This window comes from Micromonospora sp. NPDC051300 (assembly GCF_044455315.1).
Taxonomy (GTDB): Bacteria; Actinomycetota; Actinomycetes; order Mycobacteriales; family Micromonosporaceae; genus Micromonospora; species Micromonospora robiginosa.
Genome location: NZ_JBITEP010000025.1, coordinates 17,910 through 42,519, shown reverse-complemented (window position 1 = coordinate 42,519; position 24,610 = coordinate 17,910). Strand labels below are relative to the sequence as shown.

The following is a 24,610-nucleotide window of genomic DNA, read 5'->3' as shown; positions in this document are numbered from 1 at the left end:
CACGCTCGGCGCGCCCCGCGCCCCGGGCCCGGCCTCGCCCCCGGCCCGCTCGGCCGGGCGGGGCCCCTGCTCCCCCCCTGGCTTAACGCCGGCGCCCCTCCTTTCATCTACAGGTTGCGGGCGAGGCGGTCGGCGAGGATGCGGGTGAAGCGGGCCGGGTCGGCCAGCTCACCGCCCTCGGCCAGCAGCGCCATGCCGTACAGCAGCTCGGCGGTCCCGGTCAGCGCGGCGGTGTCGCCGCCCTCGCCGTGCGCCTTGCGCAGCCCGGTGACCAGCGGGTGCGTCGGGTTCAGCTCCAGGATCCGCTTGACCCGGGGCACCTCCTGCCCCATCGCCCGGTACATCTTCTCCAGCGTCGGCGTCATGTCGTGCGCGTCGCCCACCACGCATGCCGGCGACGTGGTGAGCCGGGTGGACAGGCGCACCTCCTTGACACTGTCGGTGAGCGCGCCGCCGAGGAAGGTGAGCAGGTCGGCGTACTCCTGCCGCTCGGCCTCGGCCTTCTCCTTCTCCTCCTCGGTCTCCAGGTCGACCTGGCCCTTGGCCACCGAGCGCAGCGTCTTCCCGTCATACGCGCCGACCCGCTCGACCCACACCTCGTCCACCGGGTCGGTGAGGATCAGCACCTCGTAGCCCTTGGCCCGGAACGCCTCCAGGTGCGGGGAGTTCTCGATGGTGGCCCGGTTCTCGCCGGTGGCGTAGTAGATCTCGGTCTGGCCGTCCTTCATCCGCTCCACGTAGGCGCGCAGCGTGGTCGGCTCGGCCGGGTCGTGGGTGGAGGCGGCGCGGACCAGGTCGAGCAGCGCCTCGGTGTTGTCCGGGTCCTCCAGCAGACCCTCCTTGACCACCGGCCCGAACTCGGTCCAGAACGTGGTGTACGACTCGGCCGACATGTCCTTGAGCGTGCCGAGCACCTTCTTGACCAGCCGCCGGCGTACCGCCCGGATCTGCCGGTCCTGCTGGAGGATCTCCCGGGAGATGTTCAGCGACAGGTCGTGCGCGTCCACCACGCCCTTGACGAAGCGCAGGTAGTTGGGGATCAGCGCCTCGCAGTCGTCCATGATGAAGACGCGCTTGACGTAGAGCTGCACGCCGCGGCGGCCCTGCGGGGAGAACAGGTCGAGCGGGGCGTGCGAGGGCAGGAAGAGCAGCGCCTCGTACTCGAAGGTGCCCTCGCCGCGCATGTGGATGGTCTCGAGGGGGTCGGCCCAGTCGTGCGCGACGTGCCGGTAGAACTCCTTGTACTCGGCCTCGTCGACCTCGTCCCGCGAGCGCGCCCAGAGCGCCTTCATCGAGTTGAGCGTCTGCTCCTCGCGGGTGGTGGCGCCGTCCTCGCCGGGCTTGTCGACGGTCATCCGGATCGGCCAGGCGATGAAGTCGGAGTATCGCTTGACGATCTCCCGGACGGTCCACTCGGCGGTGTAGTCGTGCAGGTTGTCGTCGGCGTCGGCGGGTTTGAGGTGCAGGGTGACCGAGGTGCCCTGCGGCGCGTCGTCGATCTCCTGCACCGAGTAGGTGCCCTCGCCGCTGGACTCCCAACGGGTGCCGCCGGCCTGCCCGGCGCGGCGGGTCAGCAGCGTCACCCGGTCGGCGACCATGAAGGTGGCGTAGAAGCCGACGCCGAACTGGCCGATCAGCTCCTGCGAGGCGGCCGCGTCCTTCGTCTCGCGCAGCTTGCGCAGCAGCTCGGCGGTGCCGGACTTGGCGATGGTGCCGATCAGCGCGACCACCTCGTCGCGGGACATGCCGATGCCGTTGTCCCGAACGGTGAGCGTACGGGCGTCGCGGTCGACCTCCAGCTCGATGTGCAGGTCGGAGGTGTCGGCCGACAGGTCCTTGTCGACAAGCGACTCCAGCCGCAGCTTGTCCAGCGCGTCGGACGCGTTGGAGATCAGTTCACGCAGGAAGACGTCCTTGTTCGAGTAGATCGAGTGCACCATCAGCTGCAGCAGCTGACGCGCCTCGGCCTGGAACTCCAACGTCTCGACCCGGTCGCTCACACCGACTCCCTTCACCGTGGCGGGCCTACGGCGGAAAGGATACGAGGGGTGACCGGGGCGGCACGCACCGGCCGTCCGGGAAAACTGGTCCAATCAGTTGACGGGTTGATGTGTCCGGGGCCACACTGCTGCCCATGGCCTTCGTCCCCGTCCCCCGCGCCTCGGTCTCCGACCACGTCTTCGGCCAACTCCGCGACGCGATCGTGGCCGGCCGCCACCGCCCGGACGAGAACCTGCCCGGCGAGCGGGAGCTGGCCGCCGCGTTCGCGGTGAACCGGCACGCGGTCCGGGAGGCGCTGCGCCGGCTGCAACAGCTCGGCCTGGTCCGGGTGAGCCAGGGCGGCGCGACCCGGGTGCTCGACTGGCGGGTGCACGCCGGCCTGGACCTGGCGCTGTCGCTGGCCCGTTCGGGCGACGTACTCCCGGTCGAGACGCTGGTGCGCGACATGCTGGAGATGCGGGCCTGCGTCGGCGTCGACGCGGCCCGGCTCTGCGCCGAACGGGCCGACGCGGCCGCCGTCGCCGCGCTGGTCCACGCCGCCGAGGAGTACGGCACGCTCGCGCCCGACCTGGACCGGATGGCGGAGGCCAACATCCGCATCTGGCGGCTGGTGGTGCGCGGCAGCGGCAACACCGCCTACCAGCTCGCCTTCAACAGCCTGGTGGCCGGCACGTTCGCGGTCGGCGACGTCCCCCCGGACGCCCGCGCCGCCGAACTGCTCGACGTGGCCGGGCACCGCCGGCTCGCCGCCGCCGTCGCGTCCGGTCAGGGGGCGGCGGCCGCCCGGCACGCCCGGGCGCTGCTGACCGCCCCGGTCACCACCCACACCCCCACCCCCACCGGAAGGGAAGCGCGCGCATGATCCCCGCCGTGCTGTACGCCGTCCCGGCGTTCCTGCTGCTGATCGTCATCGAGGCGGTCTCCTACCGCTTCCTGCCCGACGACGACGAGCGTGGCTACGAGCTGCGCGACACCACCACCAGCCTGTCCATGGGGCTGGGCAGCCAGGTCATCGGCTTCCCCTGGAAGCTGCTGACGGTCGGGCTCTACGCGGCCCTGTGGACCGTCGCGCCGGTGCACCTCTCCCCCGGCGACTGGTGGACCTGGGCGATCGTCTTCTTCGCCGACGACCTGGCCTACTACTGGTTCCACCGGTCGCACCACGAGGTACGCGTGCTGTGGGCGAGCCACGTGGTGCACCACTCCAGCGTCCACTACAACCTCTCCACCGCGTTGCGGCAGAGCTGGACGCCGATGACGTCGCTGCCGTTCTGGCTGCCGCTGGCGCTGCTCGGCATCCCGCCGTGGATGATCTTCCTGCAGCAGTCGATCAGCCTGCTCTACCAGTTCTTCCTGCACACCGAGCGGGTCGGCAGGCTGCCCCGGCCGATCGAGTGGGTGTTCAACACGCCGTCGCACCACCGGGTGCACCACGGTTCCAACACCGAATACCTGGACCGCAACTACGGCGGCATCCTCATCGTCTGGGACCGGCTGTTCGGCAGCTTCGCCCCCGAGCGGGCCCCGGCGCGCTACGGCCTGACGAAGAACATCGGCACCTACAACCCGCTGCGGGTGGCCACCCACGAGTTCGCCGCGATCCTCTCCGACGTCCGCCGGGCCACCTGCTGGCGGCACCGCCTCGGCTACCTGTTCGGCCGTCCCGGCTGGCAGCCGGCCCGGTGAGGCGCCCCTGGCTCGCCCTGTTCGGGCTCGTCGCCGCCGTCGAGCTGGTCGCGGTGGCGGTCGACTCGACAGTGCTCCAGTGGCTGGCCAAGCCGCTGCTGGCGCCGGTGCTGCTGGCGTACCTCCTGACGCACCGACGCCGGGTGGACGCGGTGGCCGCCGGCCTCGTCGCGGCCACCGCCGGCGACGTGGCCCTGCTCGTGCCGGGCCGGACCGCGTTCCTGGTCGGCATGGGGTTCTTCCTGCTCGCGCAGCTCGCGTTCCTGGCCGGTTTCACGCGTCGCGGTCGCGCGCCGGCGGTGGCCTGGGCCGGTTACCTGCTCGCCTGGGCGGCCGGCAACGCGCTGCTGTGGGGCGCGCTGGGGCCGCTGCGACTGCCGGTGCTCGGCTACAGCCTGGCGCTGTGCCTGATGGCCGCCGCCGCGGCCGGCGTGTCCGCCCGGGTCGCGGCCGGCGGGGCGTTCTTCCTCGTCTCCGACCTGCTCATCGGCGTGGGCGCGGCCGGCACCGAGCTGCCCGGCGCGGGTCTGCTGGTGATGGGCACCTACTGTGCCGCGCTGCTGCTGATCACCACCGGCTGGGTGGCCGCCCACGCCGACGCCGCCCGCGAGCCGGAGCTGGTGCCCGCCTGAGCGGCGCGGGTGGCGGTGTGCGGGAGCCGCACACCGCCACCCGCCCGTCAGCGGATCCGGACCGGGGCGGAGAGCAACTCGTTGTCCGCACCGAGCGCGTCCCGGTGCTCCGCCACCGCGGCCACCGCGCGGAAGGTGACCTTGCCGGCCACCGCGTCCTGCGGCGTGACGGTGTACGCGAACGAGAACGAGGTACGCCCGCCCCCGGTCGTCGCCGGAACCGGCTTGGTGAGCGCGTCCACCTGCTCGAATCCCCACGGGTGGCTGCGCTCGAGGCGGACCTCCACGGTCTCGTCGTAGCGGGTGTTCCGCAGGTCGACGGTGACGCCGACGCGCTGCCCGGCGCGGGCCGTCGAGGGGGCGTTCAGCCTGACGACCGCGACGTCGTGCGTGCGGACCACCGAGGTGTGGGTGGCCGAGGCGGTGCGCCCGTCGACCGTGCGCGCGGTCAACCGCACCGGGTGGTCGCCGTCGGACGCGAAGCGGTGCCGGGGATACTGCTCGGTCGAGGTGGTGCCGTCACCGAAGTCCCAGACCAGCGAGTCCAGGTCGAGGCCAAGGCCGGCCGGGTCGAACAGGTTGGGCGTGAACGCGACCTCGTCGAAGACGCTCCACTCCACGTCGGCCACGTGGAAGTCGACGGCCGGCGGCGGCGCCACCTCCAGCCGGAACGTCGCCTGTTCGACGTAGTTGGCGCCGATCCGGAACCGGTACGTCATGCCGGCCCGCGCCTGGAAGGTCACCGGCGTCCCGCTGTAGGTGAACCGGCAGGAGACCTCGGCGAGCGAGTCCAGGGAGTCGCCCGTGTAGACGGCCATTCCGAGGTAGTCCGGCCCGGCGGTGGCGGTGACCAGTCGGTCGGCGGTGGGAGTGTACGAGTACCAGACCGTCCGGTCGGTCTCGAAGCAGGACGACGGCTCGCCCTCCTGCACGCTGGCGGCGCTGAGGTCCTGGCCGTTCGCGTACGGCAGCGCGCCGACCGGCAGCGCGCCGGCCAGGTCGTCGTTGGCCGGCGCGTCGGCGGCGGCGGACGCGCCCGGCGCGCCGACGGCCAGCAGTGCGACCACGCCCGGAACCGCGACGGCGATCCGGGCGAGTTGTCGGTTGACCACTTCTCCTCCTGAGGGGCCCCGTATCCCTTGTGGATGCGACCGGGCCACGGTAGGAGCGCGCGCCCCAGGACGGGGCTAAGGGAAGCTCTCGTTCCGGTTAAGGCCGCCCGAGCATCCGGGTCACCACGGTCAGGTCGTCGCCGCCGAGCCCCCGGTCCGCCGCGCGCCGCCACTCGGCGGCCAGCGCCTCGGCGGCCGGGAAGCTGCCCGCCGGGGCCTCGCGCAACGCCAACTCGACGTCCTTGAGGGCCAGCGCGAGCGAATACTGCGCGCCGTGCTCGTCGCGGACCACCCGGGCCAGCTTCTCCGCCGCCCAGGGCGCGACGAGCGGGCTGCCGTCGAGCGCCTGCCGGACGGTGTCCCGGTCAAGGCCGAGCGTGTCGCCGAGCGCCACCGCCGCGGCGACCCCCTCGTTGACGAACGCGAGCAGCAGGTTGTTGACGAGCTTGAGCCGCGAGCCGGTGCCGGCCGGGCCGAGCCACAGCGTCCGCTGCCCGACCGCGTCGAACACCGGGGCGACCCGCTCGCGCGCCTGCTCGGGGCCGGAGGCGAGCACGGTGAGGCGGCCCTGTTCGGCTGGGCCCCGGCTGCCGGCGACCGGCGCGTCCACCAGGGTGACGTCGGGCCGCTCGGCGGCGACCAGGTCGACCAGCCGCTCGGTCTCGGCCACGCCGATGGTGCTCATCTGCGCCCAGACCGCGCCGGCCGGCAGCGCGGCGAGCATGCCCTGGTCGGTGGCGACGGCGCGGACCGCGGCGGCGTCGGTCACCATGGTCACCGCCACGTCGGCGCGGCGGACCGCCTCGGCCGGGTCGGCGGCCACCTCGGCGCCCCGCTCGGCGAGCGCGCGGGCCGGCTCCGGGTGCCGGTTCCACACCACCGTGTCCAGCCCGGCGCGGACCAGGCTCGCCGCCATGGGCGTGCCCATGCCACCGAGTCCGAGCATCGCCACCCGTGTCATCCGCCGCTCCCCTCGTCGCCGCCCGGGCCAGCCTAGGTGCCGGTGGGGGCGCCGGCACCCGGAACGGCAGACACGCCCGTTCACTTTCGCAAGAACTCGGAAATTCTTTCTTATCAAGACTGTCTACTTGCAAGCCTTGAAAGGATTTCCATGCCTGTCTAGCGTTGTCCGCGCCACCGCCGCCCGCTGGAGCATCCGCTACCGGAAGGACGACCATGCGACGCACCCTGCGCGCCCTGCTCACCACGTTCGCCCTGCTCGCCGCCGCGCTCGCCGCGCCGGCCGCGGCGCACGCCTCGCCGCCGGCCCCGCAGGAACTGGGCGGACTCGACCTCGGTGCCTACTGCCGGTCGCTCGGGGCGGCCGACGCGGCGCTGACCGGCGCGACCGCGTACGACTGGCACTGCCGGGGCGGCGACGGGCACCTCGGCGATCTCACGTTCGACGCGGCCTGCCGGTGGACGTACCGCACCGACGCGGCGGTGGACCGCATCGGCGACTTCTACGACCCGACCTCGGTGCGCTGCTGGCGGGTCCGACCCGAGACGGTGGCGCCGGACTTCACGCTCTGGTGCCAGCTCACCGGGAACTCGACCGCCGAACTGCGCGGCGACACCGTCTACGGCTGGCGCTGCGTGCGCTACAGCCGCGCCGGCGTCACCTACTCCGACATCGACGTGCTCGCCGCCTGCCGGGAGACCACCTTCGGGTACGCGACGGTGGAGCGCTTCGTCCGCTTCGGCGACCCGTACTCCTGGCAGTGCCGCCTCTGACCCTCCCCACCACGCCCGCCGGCGCCGGCAGCCCGCCGGCGCCGGCGGGTATCCTGCCGGCGTGGCCAGGGAGAACGGGCGCAAGGTGATCGCCTCGAACAAGAAGGCGCGGCACGACTACGACGTCCTCAAGACCTACGAGGCGGGCATCGTGCTGGCCGGCACCGAGGTGAAGTCGCTGCGCGAGGGGCGGGTGTCGCTTGTCGACGCGTTCGCCCAGGAGCGCGACGGCGAGATCTGGCTCTACGGGCTGCACATCGCCGAGTACGGCTTCGGCACCTGGACCAACCACGCGCCCCGGCGCACCCGCAAGCTCCTGCTGCACCGGATGGAGATCGCCCGGATCCTGGAGAAGCTGCGCGACGGCGGGGTCACGCTGGTGCCGCTGTCGATGTACTTCGCCGACGGCTGGGCCAAGGTCGAGCTGGGCCTGGCCCGGGGCCGCCGGTCGTACGACAAGCGCCAGGCGCTTGCCGAGCGGGACGCCAAGCGGGAGATCGCCCGGGAGATGGGCCGCCGGCTCAAGGGCCGGGCGGCGACACGTCGGGGCTGAGCGCCCCGGCGGGTCGAGGACAGCTCCTGACCGCTGTCTCCGGCAGGCTGGGCGCAACCGACAGAGGGGGAGCCGCGATGGGACTCGACGTGCAATTCACCTTCGACTGCGCCGACCCGGCCGCGCTCGCCGCGTTCTGGGCCGAGGTGCTCGACTACCGGGTGCAGGGGCCGCCGGACGGCTTCGACTCGTGGGAGCAGGCGCTGACCGCGTTCGGCGTGCCGCCGGAGCGGCACAACGACGCCTCGGCGGTGGTCGACCCCGACGGCGCCGGGCCACGGCTGTTCTTCCAGCGGGTGCCGGAACCCAAGCGGGTCAAGAACCGGGTGCACCTGGACGTGCGGGCCGCGCCGGGCCTGACCGGGGAGGCCAGGATGGCGGCGCTGGAGGCGGCGGCGGACCGGCTCGTCGCGCGCGGCGCGAGCCGCGTGGCCCGCCACGAGCCCGCTCCCCCACTCGGCGCCGGCCACCTGATCATGACCGATCCCGAGGGCAACGAGTTCTGCCTGGACTGACTCCCACAAGACATCTTGTACTTCACTTCTTGTCCGTCTAGCCTCACCCTATGGCGGACGAGCCGAACCACGTACACCTGAGTGATCCCCGCGCCATGCGGGCGCTGGCCCACCCCACCCGGCTGCGACTGCTCGGCGAGCTGCGTCTGCGCGGCCCGCAGACGGTGGGGATGCTCAGCGAGCGCACCGGCGAGGCGGTCGGCTCGGTGAGCTGGCACATCGGCAAGCTGGCCGAGCACGGCTTCGTGACCGAGGCGCCCGAGCTGGCCCGCAGCCGCCGCGAGCGGTGGTGGCGGGCCGCGCACGCGGGCACCAACTGGGACCCGGTCGAGCTGCTCGACGACCCGGAGCGGCGACTCGCCGGCGACCTGCTGCGGCGCGCCGCGATGGCGCGCTACGTGGCCCGCTACCAGGCCTACCTGGATTCCGAGGCGAGCCTCGACGTGGCCTGGGTGCGCGGCACCACGAGCAGCGACACGGTGCTGCACCTGACCCCCGACGAGCTGGGCGAGCTGCGCGACGAGCTGTCCGCGCTGGGCCGGCGGTGGCGGGAGCGCGGCGCGCCCGGCCGACCGGGCGCGGAGATGGTGACGCTGATCTGGCAGGCCTACCGGGGGCCGCAGTGACCCGCGACCGCCGGCCGCTGGCCGGGCTGCTGATCGGGCACGCCGTCTCGCTCACCGGCAACGTGCTGACGCTCATCGCGCTGCCGCTCTACGTCCTCGCGGAGACCGGCTCGCCGGCGGCCACCGGGCTGGCCGGCGCGTTCGCCACCGCCCCGGTGGTGCTCGGCGGCGCGTTCGGCGGCGTGCTCGTCGACCGGATCGGCTACCGCCGGTCCAGCGTGCTGGCCGACGTCGTCTCCGGCGTGACGGTCGCCGCCGTACCCCTGTTGCACGCCACCGTCGGCCTGCCGTTCCCGGCGTTGCTGGCGCTGGTCTTCGTCAGCGGGCTGCTGGACACGCCCGGTCAGACCGCCCGCACCGCGCTGCTGCCGGAGGCAGCCGCCGCGGCCGGGGTGCCGATCGAGCGGGCGGTCGGCTGGGCGGAGGCCACCTCGCGCGGCGCCCGCATGATCGGCGCGCCGGTGGCCGGCCTGCTGGTCGGCCTGCTCGGCCCGCTGCCGGTGCTCGCCGTCGACGCGGCGACGTTCGCCGTCTCGGCGGTGGTCGTCACACTGCTGGTGCCGCGCGGCCTGCGCCCGTCCACCGAGGACGACGAGGTGGAGGCCGGCGGCTACTGGCGGCAGTTCGCCGCCGGGCTGCGTTTCCTGGCCCGGGAGCCGCTGTTGCGCGCCATGGTGCTGCTGGTGCTGGTCACGAACCTGTTCGACGCGGCCAAGAGCAACGTGCTGCTGCCTGTCGTCGCCGACCGCGAACTCGGCGGACCGGCCGCGTTCGGCCTGCTGGTAGGCGTGATGGGCGGCGGCGCGTTGATCGGCTCGCTGGTGTTCAGCGCGATCGGGCACCGGCTGCCGCGCCGGGCCACGTTCGTCACCGCGTACGCGATCTGCGGCGCGCCGCCGCTGTGGGCGCTCGCCGCCGCGCCGCCGCTGCCTGTGGTGGTCGCGGTGGTCGCGGTGGCCGGGCTGGCGGCCGGTGCGCTCAACCCGCTGATGGGCGCCGTGGAGTTGGAGCGGGTGCCGGCGGCGATGCGGGCCCGGGTGTACGGCGTGATCGGCGCCGGCGCCTGGGCGGCGATGCCGCTCGGCGCGCTGGGCGCCGGGCTGGCCGCCGACCGGTTCGGTCCCGCGTCCACGCTTGTCGTGATGGGCGCCTGCTACCTGCTTGTGGTGCTCACGCCGCTGCTGGGCGGGCCGTGGCGGTCGATGGGCCGACCGGTTCCGGCGACGCGCCGGGCGGCGCCGGAGGAAGCGCTCTCTTGACAGCGGGGTGGCTTCGTTCATACCTTCATCGAAGCCTATCTTTATAGTTTGTTTACCGTTCGGTGGGGCCGGCCGCCCGACGGTGGACGAACCCACCACCGCAGGAGGCACCCCGTGCGCAGCATCCGAACCGTCGCCGCCCTGGCGACGGCGGCGGTCGGCCTCACCGCCGCCCTCGCCACCGTCCCGAGCACCCCAGCGGTGGCCGCCCCCGGCGCGGTCACCTGGTCCGACGACTTCAACGGCCCGGCCGGCGCCGCCCCCGACGCGAGCAAGTGGCGCTACGACATCGGCGGCGGCGGTTGGGGCAACAACGAACTGCAGTACTACACCAACAGCACCCGCAACGCCGCGCTCGACGGCAACGGCAACCTGGTCATCACCGCCCGCAAGGAGAACCCGGCCGGCTACGGCTGCTGGTACGGAAGCTGCCAGTACACCTCGGCCCGGCTGCTCACCAACGGCACGTTCGCGCAGGCGTACGGCCGGTTCGAGGCCCGCATCAAGATCCCGCGCGGACAGGGGCTGTGGCCGGCGTTCTGGATGCTCGGCAACGACATCGGCAGCAACCCGTGGCCCAACAGCGGCGAGATCGACATCATGGAGAACGTCGGCTACGCGCCGTCCACCGTGTGGGGAACGCTGCACGGCCCGGGCTACTCCGGCGCCAACGGCATCGGCGCGTCCACCTCGCTGCCCGGCGGGCAGGCCCTCGCGGACGCGTTCCACACCTTCGCCGTCGACTGGGCGCCGGACTCGATCACCTGGTACCTCGACGGGGTCGCGTACTCCCGCAAGACGCCTGCCGACGCGGGCGGCAACCGTTGGGTCTTCGACCACCCGTTCTTCATGATCATGAACGTGGCGGTCGGCGGGAACTGGCCCGGCTCGCCGGACGGCTCCACCACGTTCCCGCAGACGATGACCGTCGACTACGTCCGGGTGCAGGCCTGGGACACCGGCGGCGGGGGCACCGGCGGGCCGATCGTCGGATACGGCAACAAGTGCGTCGACGTGGCCAGCGCGAGCACCGCCAACGGCACCCCGGTGCAGCTCTGGACCTGCAACGGCACCGCCGCCCAGCGCTGGACGTGGAACGCCGACGGCTCGGTACGCGCGCTCGGCAAGTGCCTCGACGTGGCGTCCGGGTCGACCGCCAACGGCGCCAAGGTGCAGCTCTACGACTGCAACGGCACCGGCGCACAGAAGTGGGTGTTCAGCGCCGCCGGCGACATCGTGAACCCGCAGGCCAACAAGTGCCTGGACGCCACCGGGAACAGCTCGGCCGACGGCACCCGGCTGCAGATCTGGGAGTGCGGCGGCACCGCCAACCAGAAGTGGCGACGCTGACCGTCAGGTGAGCCGGGGTGGGCGGCACTCACCGCCCGCCCCGGCCCCTCGCCCACCCGACGAAACGTCGGTAACGATCCGCGGCCCCGCCGCCGCGCGCGGGCCGCTGCGCCTCGGCCTCCGCCCACAGCGTGGCCAGGTGCACCAGCAGCGCGGGCCGGGCGTCGCGGTAGGCGGCGAGCAGCCGCAGCTTCGCCGGCGAGCAGGGCCAGGCGATCCCGCAGGCCCGGCACCGCCAGGTCGGCCGGGACGGGACGTGCTCCCGGCTCACCGCAGCCTCAGCGCGACCGCGCGCGCCTCCTCGTCGCTCAACGGCAGGAACCACAGGAACCGCCGCACGATCTCCGGCGGCTGCGGCCCGCCGGGACGCCCGCGCAGGTCGCGGATCGCCCGCCGGGTCAGCCGGACGAACTCCGGCAACAGCTCCGCGCGTCGCGCCGCGTCCGTCGGCGCGGACGTCCACGCCGGACACGGCCAGTCCGCGTCGCACGCGTCGCAGACCCAGGCCGGAGCGGCCGTCGAGTGCGACGCGGTTACCTCCGGCGCCGTCCGCGACCCGTCGGGCTCCCCGGCGGGTACGTCCGGCCGCTCGACACGCGTCTGGTCCTCGGCCATCGGGTACCCCTCCGTCGCTCGACACACCGTCCACCAGAACCCTGCCGACCGTTGCGGGCCCATCACACTGCGTTGCAGGATGGCGTCGGGATGATCGGGACGTTCGAGGAGGACATCGGGATGAACCGTGCCGTGGCAGCGGCGATGTCCGAGGCGGGGCACACCGCCGAGAGCCTGGCCGAGCGGGTCGGCGTCGACCCGAAGACCGCGGCCCGCTGGGCGAGCCAGGGCCGGATCCCGCAGACCCGGCACCGCGCCCAGGTCGCCGAACTGCTCGGCAGGGACGCCGCCGAGTTATGGCCGGACGCGCTCAAGCGCCGCGAGCCGGCGTGGTTCCGCCCCTGGGCCGACATCGAACGCGAAGCACTGTCGCTCCGAACCTTCCAACTAGCCTGGATCCCCGGCCTGCTGCAGACCGAGGCCTACGCACGGGCAACCCTGGCGGGCGAGGCCCTGTCGGAGGCGGAGATCGCCGGCCTGACCTCCGCCCGCATCGCCCGGCACGCGATCCTGCGTCGAGACCGGCCGCCGCTCCTGATCGCGGTCATCGACGAGTCCGTCCTCACACGGACCGCCGGCGACGATCGGGAGTTGATGGCAGAGCAACTCGGCTACCTGACGGAGTGCGCCGCGCTGTCCGCGGTCCAGGTCTACGTCGTGCCGCTGTCGGCCGGCATGTATCCGGGACTCGGCGGACCGTTCACCCTGGCGGAACTGCCGGACGGCGGGCGGGTCGCGCACGTGGACAGTCAGGCGCAGGCTCAGATCATCGAGAAAGCTGAGGAGATTGCTACCCTGGAGCGGCGCTGGCAGCGGCTGCGCGGCGAGGCGCTGTCCAGGGCACACTCCCTCGACGTCATCAGAGAAGCGGCACGTTCATGGGCCTGACCGGTGCGCGGTGGCGCAAGAGCACGAAGAGCGGCAACAACGGCGGCGACTGCGTCGAGGTGGCCGACAACCTGGCCGCAGTGGTCGGTGTGCGTGACTCGAAGGATCCGCGCGGGCCGGTCCTCATCTTCGGGGCGCCGGCCTGGCGGGCGTTCGTCGCCCACCTCGCGCACCGGCGCTGACGCCGATGAGCGGGTTCGCGCCGGAGCCCGTCGAGACCGCACGGCTACTCCTGCTGCCGCTGGCCGTCGCGCACGCCGAGGAGATGGCCGTCGTGCTCGCCGACCCGGCGTTGCACACCTTCATCGGCGGCGAGCCGGCCGCGACGGCCGCGTTGCGGGCCCGCTACGAGCGGCTGGTGGCCGGCTCGCCCGACCCGGCCGAGACCTGGTGCAACTGGGTCGTGCGCCTGCGCGACGACGGCCGGCTGACCGGCTTCGTCCAGGCCACCGTGACCGCAGCCGAGGGCCCGGCCCGGCACGCCGAGACTGCGGGCGCCCGCGCGGTCGGACACCGGCACCTCCACGAGGCGACGCCTGCCGACGCCGGGCCGGTCGCGGAGATCGCCTGGGTGGTGGGGACGCCCTGGCAGGGGCGCGGAATCGCCACCGAGGCCGCGCGGGGCATGACCGGCTGGTTGGGGCGACGCGGTGTGCGTACCCTCGTGGCCCACATCGATCCCGACCACCGCGCGTCGGCGGCGGTGGCCACGGCGTGCGGCCTGGCCGCCACCGACGTGTGGCACGACGGCGAGGTCCGCTGGACCGGCCCGGCCGCGCACCCGTAGCGGAACGTCGGGTTCACGCTCGATAGCATGCCGCGCATGTACGCGCTCTACGCCTGGGGAAACTTCATCAGCGAGGTCGGACTCGACCGGCGGCCGGCCTGGCTCGACCCGGCGGTGCTCCGCGGCGACCAACAGGTCGTCGACGCGAACCTGATGATCGGCGATAGCGACACGCTGCTGGTCGACGGTGCCGGCACCTTCTTCGAGATCGATCACGACGACAAGAATCTCGTCCCCGGCCGTGAGCTCGTCGGTCGCGACCTCAGCGGTTCCACGTGGCGGGTCTCCCGCATCCGGGCAGCCACCGACGGCACCCGCGAGGACGCCCTGCGCATCGTCGCTGCGGTCGAGGAGGACGGCGACTACTCCGAGGAGGACGAGCGGCACGCGTACAACTCGGTGCCGGTCGGCGAGATCGTCACCCTCTGGGAGGACGATCACGGCCAGTGGACGCTGGCCCTGGTCGAACTCTGAGACAGGGTCAACGGGGACGGCGTACGGCGTCGGCAGGAGTCCCCCGGCGGGCGGTCAGAACGGGGCGTCGACCGGGAGGCGGCGGACCTGGGTCAGGTAGGGGTCCAGCTCGCCGACCTCGAAGCGGCACGTGCCGATGACGTGCCAGAACTGGCCACCCGGGTCGCCGTCCAGCTTGTAGCGGCCGTCCGGGCTCACCGCCGCCCAACCGTCCGGCAGGCCGATCAGGGTGGCCCGCAACTGCGCGTGCTCCGGGTCCGCCACGTCCCACAGCCGGACCGTGCCGTCGTCGCCGGCGCTGGCCAGCAGGCTGCTGTCCGGGCTGAAGTGCACCGACCACACCCGCCGGGTGTGCGCGGCCAGGGTGCCGTGCTTGCGACCGGTGACCGGATCCCACAGCCGGATCACCAGATCGTCGCCGGCGGTGGCGAGCAGGTTGCCGTCGGGGCTGAACGCGCACGACCAGAGCCGCCCGACGTGCTCGGTGAGCACCGTGCGCCGCTCTCCGGTGGCCACGTCCCAGATCGCCGCCGTGCCGTCGTTGCCGGCGCTGGCCAGCAGCGTCCCCTCGCTGTTGAACCCGACCGAGTAGACCCGGTCGGTGTGGTGCTCCAGGGTCAGCCGGCAGGTGGCCGTGGCCGCGTCCCAGAGGCGGACCATCTGGTCGTCGCAGCCGGTGGCGATGGTCTCGCCGTCCGGGCTGAACGCCACCGTGCGCACCCGGCCCCGGTGCGGGGTGAGCGTGGCGAAGTGCCGGCCGGTGCGGCGGTACCACAGGCGGACCGTGTCGTCGTCGTTCGCGGTCGCCAGCGCGTCGCCGTCCGGGCTGAACGCGACCGCCCAGACGTGGTCGGTGTCCACGTTGAGTTCCCGCTCGTCGGCGCCGGTGTCGGTGTTCCACAGGTGCACGCCGCCGTCGCCGCTGGGCGTGGCCACCAGCGGCTCGTCCGGGCAGAAGACCACCGAGAGCAGGCGGTCGGCCGGGCTGGCGAGCTGCCCCAGCAGGCGGCCGGTGCGCGGCTCCCAGAGCCGGATCACGCCGTCGTTGCCGCAGGCCGCCAGCACCTCCCCGTCGTCGCGGAAGGAGAGCGCGGTGACCCGCCGGCCGTGCCCGCGCAGCGTCTGCTGGAGCTGCCCGGTGCGGACGTCCCACAACCGGGTGGTGCCGTCGTTGCTGCTGGTCGCCACCTGCTGGTGGTCGGGTCGCCAGACCACCGGCCAGACCGAGCCGCGGTGCCGGGTCAGCTCGTGCCGCAACTGGCCGTCGTCGGTGTCCCAGAGCTGGATCGCGCCGTCGCTGGCGGCGGTGGCGAGCAGGCCGCCGTCGCCGCTGAACCGGACGCTGTAGATCGCGCCGCGCTGCCGGCCGAGCACCCGCACCGGGCGGCCGGTCTCGGTCTCCCACAGCCGCAGTGCCCCGTGCGTGTCGCCGGTGGCCATCAGCGCGCCGTCGGGGTGGATGTCGAGGGCGTACACGTCGGCCTCGTGTCCGCGCGGCTGGCGCAGCAGCTCGCCGTCGGTGGCCCGGCGGATCCACACCCGGCCGTGCTGCCCGACGGCGGCCAGCAGCCGGCCGTCCGGCGAGTGCACCACTCGGTAGACCACCTCCGGCTCGCGGACCTCGAACGCGAGCCGGCCGGTGTGCAGGTCCCAGCCGCGCACCGTGCCGGCGCTGTCCGCCACCACGACCCGGCGGCCGTCCGGGCTGAACGAGGTGCCCCAGATCGGCGCGTCGTGCCCGGGCCACTCGTGGCGCAGCCGGGCGGTGCGGGTGTCGAAGAGCCGGACCACGCCGGCCGCGTCGCCGACCACCAGCCGGCCCCGGCGGCCGTCGGTGAGCAGCGGCCACACCCAGCCGGCGAAGACGTCCTCGATGACGTGCCGCACGTCGCCGTGGTCGGCGTCCCAGAATCGGACGGTGAGGTCGGCGGCGCCGGTGACGAGCTGGTGCGAGGCGGCGTCGTAGCGGACCGCGTAGACCCGGGACCGGTGGCCCGCGAGCGTCCGCACCGGCAGCCCGGTGGCCGTGTCGCAGAGCAGCACGCCGCCGTCGTCGCTGCCCACCGCCAGCACCGCGCCGTCGGGGCTGTAGGCGACCGGGACCGGCAGCCGGCCCACCTCGAAGCCGTAGCCCACGCCCACCGCGGGCGGGGCCAGGCCGGGCACCACCGGTCGGCCGGGCGCGACGACCGCGCCGCGCAGCTCCGGGGCGCGCAGCAGCGCCGCGTCGGCGCTGACGTCGATCAGTGCGGTGCGGTGCCAACTGCTGCCGGCGATCCGCGCCCCGCGCAGGTCGGCGCGGAACAACCGGGCGCCGGCCAGCTCCGCGTCGCGCAGGTCCGCCCCGGCGAGGCGGGCCTGGTCCAGGCGGGCCCCGCGCAGCCGGGCGTGCTCCAGCCGCGCCTCGGTCAGGTTCGTGGCCACCAGCCGGGTGTCGGTCAGGTCCGCGCCGGTCAGGTCCGCGCCGGCCAGCTCCCGGTGCGACAGGTCCTCGCCGCGCAGCACCGCGCCGCGCAGGTCGGCCCGGTCCGGCAGGCGCAGCCGGGCGCTGAGCCGCAACGCGTTGGCGCGCAGCGTCTCCCCCGCCGACTCGTCGCCGAGCACCCGGGCCGTCCACGCCGTGCACCGGGCCGGGTCGGCGAGGTCGCCGAGGAACTCCACGGCCAGCGCGGACAGCGACCGCACCGCCAGCGCGGCCGGCTCCTCGCCCCGGTTGAGCTGCTCGGCGACCCCCTCGGCGACCAGCCACTCCATCACCGACGTGTGGATGAACCCGAACAACCCGTCGTCGGTGCGGACCAGCAGGCTGCCGGCGCCGACCGCGTGGGTGGCCTGCGGCCCGGACAGCCGTGAGTCGGCCCGCCCGGCGAGCTGGCCGGTGGACTCGGCCAGCTCGGCGAGCCGCAGGTAGGACTCGCCGCTCTCCCAGAGCTGGAACGCCAGCCGGCTCACCGCCTGCCACAGCTCCGGGCGGCGCAGGTTGACCGGGGCGCCCGGGATGCCCTGGGTGCGCCGCTCCTCGAAGTCCAGCCAGGACTCCAGGATCTCCCGGTAGAGCGCGGCGGCGCTGAACGTGCCGCCGGCCCCGGCCACCGCGGCCAGCCGCCCCTCGTCCAGGTTGGCGATGAAGCCGAGCATCCGCGGGTTGCGGGAGAGCCCGAGCAGGTCCTTGACGCCGCCGAGCAGGCTCATCCGCTCCCGCGCGGCCTGCTCGTCGCCGCCGTAGCGGTTGCGCAGGAACGTCTCGATCTGGCCGGGGGTGAAGTCCTCCACCGCCAGCACGCGCCGGTGCGGCAGCAGGCCGACCCGCTCGCCCAACGCGGTCAGCACCTGCGAGTTGGTCTTGAAGTGCTGGGTGCGGCTGCTCACCACGATCTTCGCCGCCCCCTCGGCGGCCTGGAGCAGCGTCTCCAGGTGGTCGGCCGCCCGGTCGTAGGTCACCCGGGCCACCAGCTCGTCGAACCCGTCGAACAGCAGCACGATGCGGCCCTGCCGCAGCATGTAGCGGAACGCCTTGAGGTCGATCACCTGCTCGCCGTGGTTGGCCAGGTGCGCGGCGACCAGACCGTCGACGGAGTGCGCCTTGTCCAACGCCCGCAGCTCCACCAGGATCGGGATCAGGTCGGGCGCGGCGGTGGGCAGCCGGCGGGCCACCTCGCGCAGCGCGAACGTCTTGCCCCGACCGAAGTCGCCGAGCACCAGCACGAAGCGGCCGTCCGGCGCGGAGACGGTCTCCAGCAGCTCGTCCACCACGTCCTCGCGGACCCGCTGGTCGGCGCCGACCAGGTGCCGGTAGCGCTGCGGCACGTACTGCCCCGGCGGGTAGAGCCGGTCGGCCTGCAACCGGGCGGTCTGCGCGGCGACGTAGTCGCGCAGGTCGAGCAGGCCCTGGAACTCGGTCAGGTGCAGCACCCGCACGCCGCGCCGCTGCGCCTCCTCGGCCAGCCCGCGCGGCACCCGGTCGCCGTCGTAGACCAGCTCGGAGGCGATGTCCGGGTCGGTGGCGTGCACCCGGCGGGCGAACCGGTCCACGTCGTCCGGCCCCGGGGTGCCCACGTGCGCGCCGACCCGCTGCTGCCGGACCACCCCGTCGGAGCGGTAGCTGACGTAGAGGTGCGGCGGGTCGGCCTCGACCCGGCGCACCACCACCCGGTCGTAGCGGGCCTCGCACACCTCGGCGAGCCGGTCGAGCAGCCGGTCCACCGGCGACACCGGCGTGCCCGCCGCGACCGCGGCCTCGCCCTGGGTGACGCCCTCGACCACGGCGGGACGGCGCGGGTCGGGCACCTGGGCCGGGCCGGCCGCGCCGAACGTCGCCTCCGCCCGGGGCCAGGCCACCGCCGTCGACTCGCCCACGTCGAGGCGGTCGTCGCGGCCGAGCACCCAGCGGGTCATCCCGTCCGCGCCGAGGCGCAACACCTGGGCGCGGCCGTCACGCGGGGCGGCGGCCAGCGGCACCACCGGGTCGGCCCGGCCGGCCGGCGCGGCGTCGGAGAGCAGCAGGTTGAGCATCGGGCCGACCAGCCGGTTGACCGAGCCGCGGTCGCGCAGCGACACCCGGTCCGGCGGGGCCTCGTCGGCGTACGGGCTGCGCGGGCCGGGCGCGTGCGCCATCGCGCCCAGCCGCAGCCAGCCGGACTGCTGGTAGTGGCGCATCCGCTGGGCGAACCAGCTCGACTGCGCCTCGCCGAGGAAGCCGTAGCGGTCCTCCTCGCGGTGGGTGATGGCGATGGTGGAGTTCAGCCCGGCCACCACCACCCGCAGGTCGGGCACCGGGAACAGGGTCCACGGCTGCTCGCTGTCGAAGATCCGGTCCTCCAGGCCCTGGAACAGGTCGTCGAAGAGCCGCGCGTAGTGCCGCCACTTGGGCCAGTAGGGCGGCTGCGGGTCCACGTCGTCGGCCTCGCAGGTGGCGAAGTAGGCGCGGCAGGCGGCCATCGTCACGTCGCGCGGACCGGGCACCACGACCAGCCGGTGCGGCTCCAGGCCGAGCAGCACCCGCAGCCCGGTGAGAAAGCTCAGCGCGTCGGAGAACTCGCGCGGGCTGCCCGACTCGGTCAGGTTGCCGGCCACCACCAGCAGGTCCGGCCTGGGCACCCCGTCGTTCATCAGCAGCGTCAGGTCACCCATCAGGTGCTCCTGCAACTCGCCGGGGGTGACCGGGGCGCCGGGCTCGATCACGCCGCGGCCGAAGCGGGGCCCGCCGACCTGGAGCACGGTGACCGTGTCGCGGGCCGTCGGCGGCGCGGTCGCGGCCGGTGGGAACGGCGGCGGGTTGATCGGGGTACGCCGGGGGCGGCGCTGCGCGGGCGTCCCGGCGGCGGGCGCGCCCAGCACGTCGGCGGGATCGTCGAGGTGCAGCGGGAACACCGGCTGGCGCATCGGCTTGGCCCGGCCGTCGAGCGTCTCCCGGATCCGGTTGAGCACCCGGGCGCGCGCCTGCGCCGGATCGTCGACGCCGACCAGGTCGACGTAGGTGATGGTGGCGAGCAGTCCGTCGATCGGGCAGTCCTCCACCCGCACGGTGACCAGCTTGTTGCCGGTGCCGTCGGGGTCGGCGCGCAGCGCCGCCTGCCACTCCAGCTTGCCGTACGTCGAGTGCAGGTAGCGTTCGGACAGCACCGCCACCACGACCTCGGCCTCGCGGACGCCGCGGTCCATGAAGTCGATGAAGTTGGTGCCGGCGACGAAGTCCCACGCCTGGATCATCGTGCGGTAGCCGGCGGTCTCGAACTCCCACGCCAGCCACGTCGCCCACCGTTCGTCGGCAGGTGAGTAGCTGATGAAGAAGTCGATGGGGCGGTCGGACCGGATGGGGTGCGCGCCTACAGCCACCCGGTCATTATGACCACCGACGGTCAACAGATCGACACCCTCGGCAGCTCGGGCCGGGTGTGCGAGGATCAGCGGTCGTGGAGACCGTCGGCGACCCGCCGCCCGCCGCGCCGCACCGGCCCCGTCGGCGGCTGCACGTGCTGGACTGGATCGCGATCACGCTGGCCGCCGTGGGCGTGCTCTGCGTGCTCACCGGGCTGCTCCCGCGCGCCGACGCCGACGCCACCGTACGCCGGATCGTGCCCATCCTGATCTTCCTCGGCACGGTGGTGGTGCTGGCGGAGCTGACCGCGGTGGCCGGGGTCTTCGACGCGCTCGCCGCCCGGGTGGCGATCACCGCGCGGGGCAGTTTCCGGGCGCTGTTCTGGCTCTGCGTCGGCTTCGCGTCGGTGACCACGATCGCGCTCAACCTGGACACCACGGCGGTGCTGCTGACGCCGGTGATGATCGCCCTGGCCCGGACGCTGACCGTGCCGCCGACGCCGCTGGCGATGACCACGGTCTGGCTGGCCAACACCGCGAGCCTGCTGCTGCCGGTGTCCAACCTGACGAACATCCTGGCCAGCGACCGGATCGGGCTGGACCCGGTGCCGTGGGCGGCCCGGATGTGGTGGCCGCAGCTCGTCGCCATCGCGATCACCATGCTGCTGCTGTGGCTGTGGTACTGGCGACCGGCCCGCGCCGGGGCCGACCCGTTCGTCCCGCCGTCGCCGTACGTGCCGCCGGACCGCCTGCTCTACCGGACCGCGCTGCTGGCCTGCCTGCTCTTCGTCGCCGGGGTGCTGGCCGGGGTGGAGATCGGGATCGCCTCCGGGGTGGCCGCCGCGATCCTGGTGGCCGGCTTCGCGGTGCGGTGCCGGCACCGGCTGCGCCCGGCGCTGGTGCCGTGGCGGCTGCTGGTGTTCGTCACCGGGCTGTTCCTGGTGGTGCAGACCATCGGCCGGCACGGGCTGGACACGGTGATGGGCGCGCTGATCGGCACCGACCCGGGCGCGGAGGGCGCGCTGCGGGCGGGCGCGGTCGGCGCGCTGTTCAGCAACGCGGTCAACAACCTGCCCGCGTACGTGGCCGGCGAGGCGGTCATCGCCGCCGACCGGCACACCCAACTGCTGGCGCTGCTGGTCGGCACGAACGTCGGCCCGCTGGCCACGCCGTGGGCGTCGCTGGCCACGCTGATCTGGTACGAACGCTGCCGGGCGGCCGGGCTGACCGTCCCACTGGGCCGGTTCGTCGCGACGAGCGCCGCGCTGGCCGCGCTCGCCACCGCGTGCACCGTGGCCGCGCTGCTGGTCGGGCCGGGCGCCTGACGCTCTCGCCCGACGTTCCCCCGGTCCACCCCGCCTCACCCCGGGGCGCGGCCCGGCTCGGCACGGCCGCCGGGCGCGAATCGCGGGTCAGGTGCTCGGGGCTACCTGCGGGCGTCACCGGTTGTCACCGCCCGGAAGCACATGTCGCTTCTGGCCGGTATACCTCAGAGGCATAATTATGCCTCTGAGGTATACCGGCCAAAACGAGACGCTTCTTCTGCGGGGCCGAGCGGCAAGCGAGCCCGTGCGGTCAGGGCGCTCGGCGCCCCGCCCGGCGGATGGCGTAGAGCAGCGCGCTCACGGCGAAGAACCCGGCGCTGAGCGCCAGCCAGCGGCCGAGCAGGGGTTCCGGGGCCAGGCCGGTGGCCGCCGCGTAGGTGCCGTCGCCGAGTCCCAGCACGCCGGGCAGGTAGACCAGGAACAGCAGCGCCGACGCGAGCGCCGGGACCCGGACGTGGTTGCGCAGTGACCGGCCGGCGCGGCCCAACACCCGGTCCGCCGCCGCGTACGCCGGGAACAGCAGCAGGTCGTGGGCGACCGCCGCGCCGACGAACCAGATCAGCATCCGGCCGGCGGTCGGCTCGCCGGCCAGCCGCAGCGCGACCCAGCCGGTCACCGTGAGGCAGCCGAGCAGGAGCACCAGGTGCCAGGGCGCCGCGCCGTACGCCCGCCGCAGCTCAGCCATCGAACACGATCTCCTCCACCCACTTGGTGCAGTGCACCCCCGGTAGCGCGGGCACCACGACCCGGGCCGGGAAGCCGTGGTCGGGGCTCAGGTCGACGCCGTTGACCCGCAGCGCGAGCAGCGCGTCCGGGTCGGTGACCTGCCCGCCGTGCAGGGTGGCCCGGTTGAACAGGCCGCTGCGTTCCAGCGACCGGACCCGCGCGGCCGCGGGACCGGTGGCGCCGACCAGCGCGGCGAGGTCGCGCAGGCGTACCCCGGTCCAGGTCTGCGACGTCGACCAGCCCTCCACGCAGGCGATCGGCAGCGTGGCGGTGTGCTGCGGCAACGCGAGCAGCCCGGCCCGGTCCAGCGTGACCACGCGGTCGCCGGCGCGCAGCGACAGCCGCCAGCCCGCGCCGGCGCGGTCGGCGGTGACACCGGCCGCCGCGGCGGTGCGGTTCACCGGGAAGCCGGTCGGCCCGTCGCCCACCCGCCGGCCCCGGGGCAGCAGCAGCGCGGTACGCCGCAGCGCGTCCACGCTCTGCCCCACGGTCAGCGCGGCCAGCAGCAGCGCGCCGCCGCCGGTCATCGCCAGCACCCCGCGGCGGCTCATCGTCGCCGGGCCGGGGCGGCGGGCCACCAGGCCGTCCGGATCCGCCGGCTCCGGCGCGGTCCGCTCCACCGTGGTACGCGCGAAACCCGGCCCGCGCAGCGCGGTCACCATCCGGGGCAGCTTGATCGCCACGTGCGTGACGAGCGCCGCCGTGAAGATCCACGCGCCGTACCAGTGCGCGGTGTAGAAGTCGAAGCCGAACAGGTACGCGTACTGGACGTTGAGCAGGCCGGTGGCGCTCTGGAACAGGATGCCGCCGACCAGCAGCAGCAGCGACAGCCGTTCCAGCACCTGCGCGACGGAGCGGGCCGGCGGCCAGGTGAACAGCTTCGGCACCACCGACCACAGCTTCGCCAGCACCACCGGCACCAGCACGATGCCGAGCGTCACGTGCAGCCCCTGGGTGAGGCGGAACAGCCAGGCCGGCCGGGTCGGCCAGTCGAACACCGGCGGGTGCAGCCAGCCCACGTCGCGGGGGAACGCCTGGTCGAAACGGGGCCCGTAGGCGATCCAGTCGAGCAGCCCGGTGACGATCACCAGCGGCAGGGCGGCCAGCAGCACCGCGCCGAGCACCGAGGTCAGCCACGGCCCGCGTACCGGACTGCGCCAGGCCCGCTCGACGGTGTCCACGCCGGGCGGGCGGCGGCGGTCCAGGGCGCGCCAGAGCCGGGCCGGAGCGGCGTACGCCGGGTCGTGCGGCGGCGGGGCGTCGGTGGTCACGGGATGGGACGCTAGACCGCGCCGGCGGCCCGTGACGGCGTTTGCCGCATTACCGAAGCCTTACCGCGGCAGTCTCTTACGGACCGCTGACGTCCGGCGCGAACCGACCTCCCACCCGGGCCGGGTGCCCTAGCGTCACCGGGTATGCGGGTACTGCTCACCGGCGCGGCCGGGTTCATCGGATCGCAGATCGCCGACCTGCTCGCGGCCGAGGGCCACGAGCCGGTCTGCCTGGACGCCCTGCTGCCGCAGGCGCACGGCGGGGCGCTGCCGGAGTGGTCCCGGCGGCACGACCCGGTGGTCGGCGACGTGCGCGACGCCGCGCTGCTGGAGCGGCTGCTGACCGGCGTGGACGCGGTCTGCCACCAGGCGGCCATGGTCGGGCACGGCCTCGACCCGTCCGACGCGCCCGACTACGCGGCGCACAACGACCTCGGCACCGCGACGCTGCTGGCCGCCATGCACTCCGCCGGGGTACGCCGGCTGGTGCTGGCCAGCTCCATGGTGGTCTACGGGGAGGGCCGCTACACGTGCGACCGGCACGGCGTGGTCCGCCCCGCCCCGCGACGCGCCGCCGACCTGACCGCCGGCCGGTACGACCCGACCTGCCCCGAATGCGGCGACCCGCTCACCCCGGCGCTGGTGCCCGAGGACGCGCCGCTGGAGCCGCGCAGCACGTACGCGGCCAGCAAGCTCGCCCAGGAGCACTACGCCGCCGCGTGGGCCCGGCAGATCGGCGGCGGGGTGTGGGCGTTGCGCTACCACAACGTCTACGGCCCCCGGATGCCCCGCGACACCCCGTACGCCGGGGTGGCCTCGCTGTTCCGCTCCGCGCTGGCCGGCGGGCGCGCGCCGGTCGTGCTGGAGGACGGCCGGCAACGGCGCGACTTCGTGCACGTCACCGACGTGGCGCGGGCGAACCTGCTGGCGCTTGCCGCGCCACCGCCCGACGGGCTGGTGCCGGTGAACGTCTGCTCCGGTGAGCCGCGCACCGTGGGCGACCTGGCGACGACGCTGGCGGCGGCGATGGCCGGCCCCGCGCCGGTGGTGGCCGGCGGCGCCCGGGCGGCCGACGTCCGGCACGTGGTGGCCGACCCCACCCGCGCCCGGGAGGTGCTGGGCTACACCGCGAGGGTCACCTTCGCCGAGGGCGTCACCGCCTTCGCCACCGACCCCCAACGCTCCCCCGCCACCCACCTGACCCCCCACCCCGCCTGACTCGGGGCAGCTTGACACGGG

The 24,610-nt window shown here is 74.2% G+C and carries 23 protein-coding genes; 15 read left to right on the top strand and 8 right to left on the bottom strand.

The features are described 5' to 3' along the window. Positions 1-107: 107 nt before the first annotated feature. The gene (gene htpG / locus ACIA5A_RS23895; RefSeq protein WP_396766329.1) at positions 108-2,000 is read right to left on the bottom strand and encodes a molecular chaperone HtpG; all 1,893 of its coding nucleotides are present in this window, start codon (positions 1,998-2,000) and stop codon (positions 108-110) included. 134 nt (positions 2,001-2,134) lie between these two features. Between htpG and ACIA5A_RS23890 the strand changes: the two genes are divergently transcribed. The 3 genes from ACIA5A_RS23890 to ACIA5A_RS23880 are packed head-to-tail and all read left to right on the top strand — an operon-like array spanning position 2,135 to position 4,319. After that, complete coding sequence (locus tag ACIA5A_RS23890; protein WP_396766327.1) at positions 2,135-2,863, top strand: FadR/GntR family transcriptional regulator; 729 nt, start codon at positions 2,135-2,137, stop codon at positions 2,861-2,863. Next, positions 2,860-3,687 carry a sterol desaturase family protein gene (locus tag ACIA5A_RS23885; RefSeq protein ID WP_396766324.1) on the top strand — a complete coding sequence of 276 codons (828 nt, stop codon included), beginning with the start codon at positions 2,860-2,862 and terminating at the stop codon, positions 3,685-3,687. Before ACIA5A_RS23890 ends, ACIA5A_RS23885 begins: the two co-directional genes overlap by 4 nt. Continuing rightward, complete coding sequence (locus ACIA5A_RS23880) at positions 3,684-4,319, top strand: lysoplasmalogenase (protein ID WP_396766321.1); 636 nt, start codon at positions 3,684-3,686, stop codon at positions 4,317-4,319. The genes ACIA5A_RS23885 and ACIA5A_RS23880 overlap by 4 nt, the downstream gene beginning before the upstream one ends. 47 nt (positions 4,320-4,366) lie before the next feature. On the opposite strand, the gene ACIA5A_RS23875 is transcribed toward ACIA5A_RS23880, so the two are convergent. Together ACIA5A_RS23875 and ACIA5A_RS23870 are read right to left on the bottom strand one after the other, a co-directional pair. Next, entirely contained in the window at positions 4,367-5,431 is a 1,065-nt protein-coding gene (locus tag ACIA5A_RS23875; RefSeq protein ID WP_396766318.1) for a PKD domain-containing protein, read from the bottom strand. A 97-nt stretch (positions 5,432-5,528) separates the two neighbouring features. Beyond that, entirely contained in the window at positions 5,529-6,392 is an 864-nt protein-coding gene (locus tag ACIA5A_RS23870; protein WP_396766315.1) for an NAD(P)-dependent oxidoreductase, read from the bottom strand. Positions 6,393-6,607: 215 nt separating this feature from the next. Here ACIA5A_RS23870 and ACIA5A_RS23865 point away from each other — a divergent pair, with 215 nt between their 5' ends. The 6 genes from ACIA5A_RS23865 (at position 6,608) to ACIA5A_RS23840 (ending at position 11,468) form a co-directional block, all read left to right on the top strand. Continuing rightward, the gene (locus ACIA5A_RS23865; RefSeq protein ID WP_396766313.1) at positions 6,608-7,165 is read left to right on the top strand and encodes a hypothetical protein; all 558 of its coding nucleotides are present in this window, start codon (positions 6,608-6,610) and stop codon (positions 7,163-7,165) included. A 61-nt stretch (positions 7,166-7,226) separates the two neighbouring features. Further along, positions 7,227-7,718 (top strand): SsrA-binding protein SmpB, encoded by a 492-nt coding sequence (smpB, locus tag ACIA5A_RS23860; RefSeq protein WP_396766310.1) that lies wholly within the window; start codon positions 7,227-7,229, stop codon positions 7,716-7,718. 77 nt (positions 7,719-7,795) lie between these two features. Further along, a complete protein-coding gene (locus tag ACIA5A_RS23855; protein WP_396766308.1) occupies positions 7,796-8,233 on the top strand; it encodes a VOC family protein in 438 nt (145 codons plus the stop codon). Positions 8,234-8,283: 50 nt separating this feature from the next. Beyond that, a complete protein-coding gene (locus ACIA5A_RS23850; protein ID WP_396766305.1) occupies positions 8,284-8,859 on the top strand; it encodes a helix-turn-helix domain-containing protein in 576 nt (191 codons plus the stop codon). Continuing rightward, positions 8,856-10,118 carry an MFS transporter gene (locus tag ACIA5A_RS23845; protein WP_396766302.1) on the top strand — a complete coding sequence of 421 codons (1,263 nt, stop codon included), beginning with the start codon at positions 8,856-8,858 and terminating at the stop codon, positions 10,116-10,118. Before ACIA5A_RS23850 ends, ACIA5A_RS23845 begins: the two co-directional genes overlap by 4 nt. A 114-nt stretch (positions 10,119-10,232) precedes the next feature. Then, positions 10,233-11,468, top strand: a complete 1,236-nt coding sequence (locus tag ACIA5A_RS23840) for an RICIN domain-containing protein (RefSeq protein WP_396766300.1) — start codon at positions 10,233-10,235, stop codon at positions 11,466-11,468. 28 nt (positions 11,469-11,496) lie between these two features. Here the strand turns inward: ACIA5A_RS23840 and ACIA5A_RS23835 are convergent, their stop codons facing one another. Both ACIA5A_RS23835 and ACIA5A_RS23830 read right to left on the bottom strand, forming a co-directional pair. Continuing rightward, complete coding sequence (locus ACIA5A_RS23835) at positions 11,497-11,739, bottom strand: flavin reductase (protein WP_396766297.1); 243 nt, start codon at positions 11,737-11,739, stop codon at positions 11,497-11,499. Further along, entirely contained in the window at positions 11,736-12,083 is a 348-nt protein-coding gene (locus ACIA5A_RS23830) for a hypothetical protein (RefSeq protein WP_396766294.1), read from the bottom strand. The genes ACIA5A_RS23835 and ACIA5A_RS23830 overlap by 4 nt, the downstream gene beginning before the upstream one ends. Positions 12,084-12,203: 120 nt before the next feature. On the opposite strand from ACIA5A_RS23830, the gene ACIA5A_RS23825 reads away from it, so the two are divergent. Genes ACIA5A_RS23825 through ACIA5A_RS23810 form a run of 4 tightly spaced genes read left to right on the top strand, consistent with a single transcriptional unit; the run spans position 12,204 to position 14,232 of the window. Further along, the gene (locus tag ACIA5A_RS23825) at positions 12,204-12,971 is read left to right on the top strand and encodes a Scr1 family TA system antitoxin-like transcriptional regulator (RefSeq protein ID WP_396766445.1); all 768 of its coding nucleotides are present in this window, start codon (positions 12,204-12,206) and stop codon (positions 12,969-12,971) included. Beyond that, positions 12,962-13,153: a DUF397 domain-containing protein gene (locus tag ACIA5A_RS23820; RefSeq protein ID WP_396766291.1), complete on the top strand. Its 192-nt coding sequence runs from the start codon at positions 12,962-12,964 to the stop codon at positions 13,151-13,153. Before ACIA5A_RS23825 ends, ACIA5A_RS23820 begins: the two co-directional genes overlap by 10 nt. A gap of 5 nt (positions 13,154-13,158) precedes the next feature. Continuing rightward, on the top strand, positions 13,159-13,758 hold the full coding sequence (locus ACIA5A_RS23815; RefSeq protein ID WP_396766289.1) for a GNAT family N-acetyltransferase: 600 nt from the start codon (positions 13,159-13,161) through the stop codon (positions 13,756-13,758). 27 nt (positions 13,759-13,785) lie between these two features. Continuing rightward, positions 13,786-14,232, top strand: a complete 447-nt coding sequence (locus ACIA5A_RS23810) for a hypothetical protein (protein WP_396766286.1) — start codon at positions 13,786-13,788, stop codon at positions 14,230-14,232. 54 nt (positions 14,233-14,286) lie between these two features. Here ACIA5A_RS23810 and ACIA5A_RS23805 read toward each other — a convergent pair whose 3' ends face one another. Beyond that, on the bottom strand, positions 14,287-20,067 hold the full coding sequence (locus ACIA5A_RS23805; protein ID WP_396766283.1) for a TIR domain-containing protein: 5,781 nt from the start codon (positions 20,065-20,067) through the stop codon (positions 14,287-14,289). 77 nt (positions 20,068-20,144) lie between these two features. Here ACIA5A_RS23805 and ACIA5A_RS23800 point away from each other — a divergent pair, with 77 nt between their 5' ends. Further along, positions 20,145-21,374, top strand: a complete 1,230-nt coding sequence (locus ACIA5A_RS23800) for an SLC13 family permease (protein ID WP_396766280.1) — start codon at positions 20,145-20,147, stop codon at positions 21,372-21,374. 250 nt (positions 21,375-21,624) lie between these two features. On the opposite strand, the gene ACIA5A_RS23795 is transcribed toward ACIA5A_RS23800, so the two are convergent. Both ACIA5A_RS23795 and ACIA5A_RS23790 read right to left on the bottom strand, forming a co-directional pair. Then, positions 21,625-22,059, bottom strand: coding sequence for a hypothetical protein (locus ACIA5A_RS23795; protein WP_396766277.1), 435 nt, complete (start codon positions 22,057-22,059; stop codon positions 21,625-21,627). Then, a complete protein-coding gene (locus ACIA5A_RS23790; RefSeq protein ID WP_396766274.1) occupies positions 22,052-23,371 on the bottom strand; it encodes a molybdopterin-dependent oxidoreductase in 1,320 nt (439 codons plus the stop codon). Before ACIA5A_RS23790 ends, ACIA5A_RS23795 begins: the two co-directional genes overlap by 8 nt. Positions 23,372-23,515: 144 nt before the next feature. On the opposite strand from ACIA5A_RS23790, the gene ACIA5A_RS23785 reads away from it, so the two are divergent. Continuing rightward, entirely contained in the window at positions 23,516-24,589 is a 1,074-nt protein-coding gene (locus tag ACIA5A_RS23785; RefSeq protein WP_396766271.1) for an NAD-dependent epimerase/dehydratase family protein, read from the top strand. Positions 24,590-24,610: the final 21 nt, after the last annotated feature.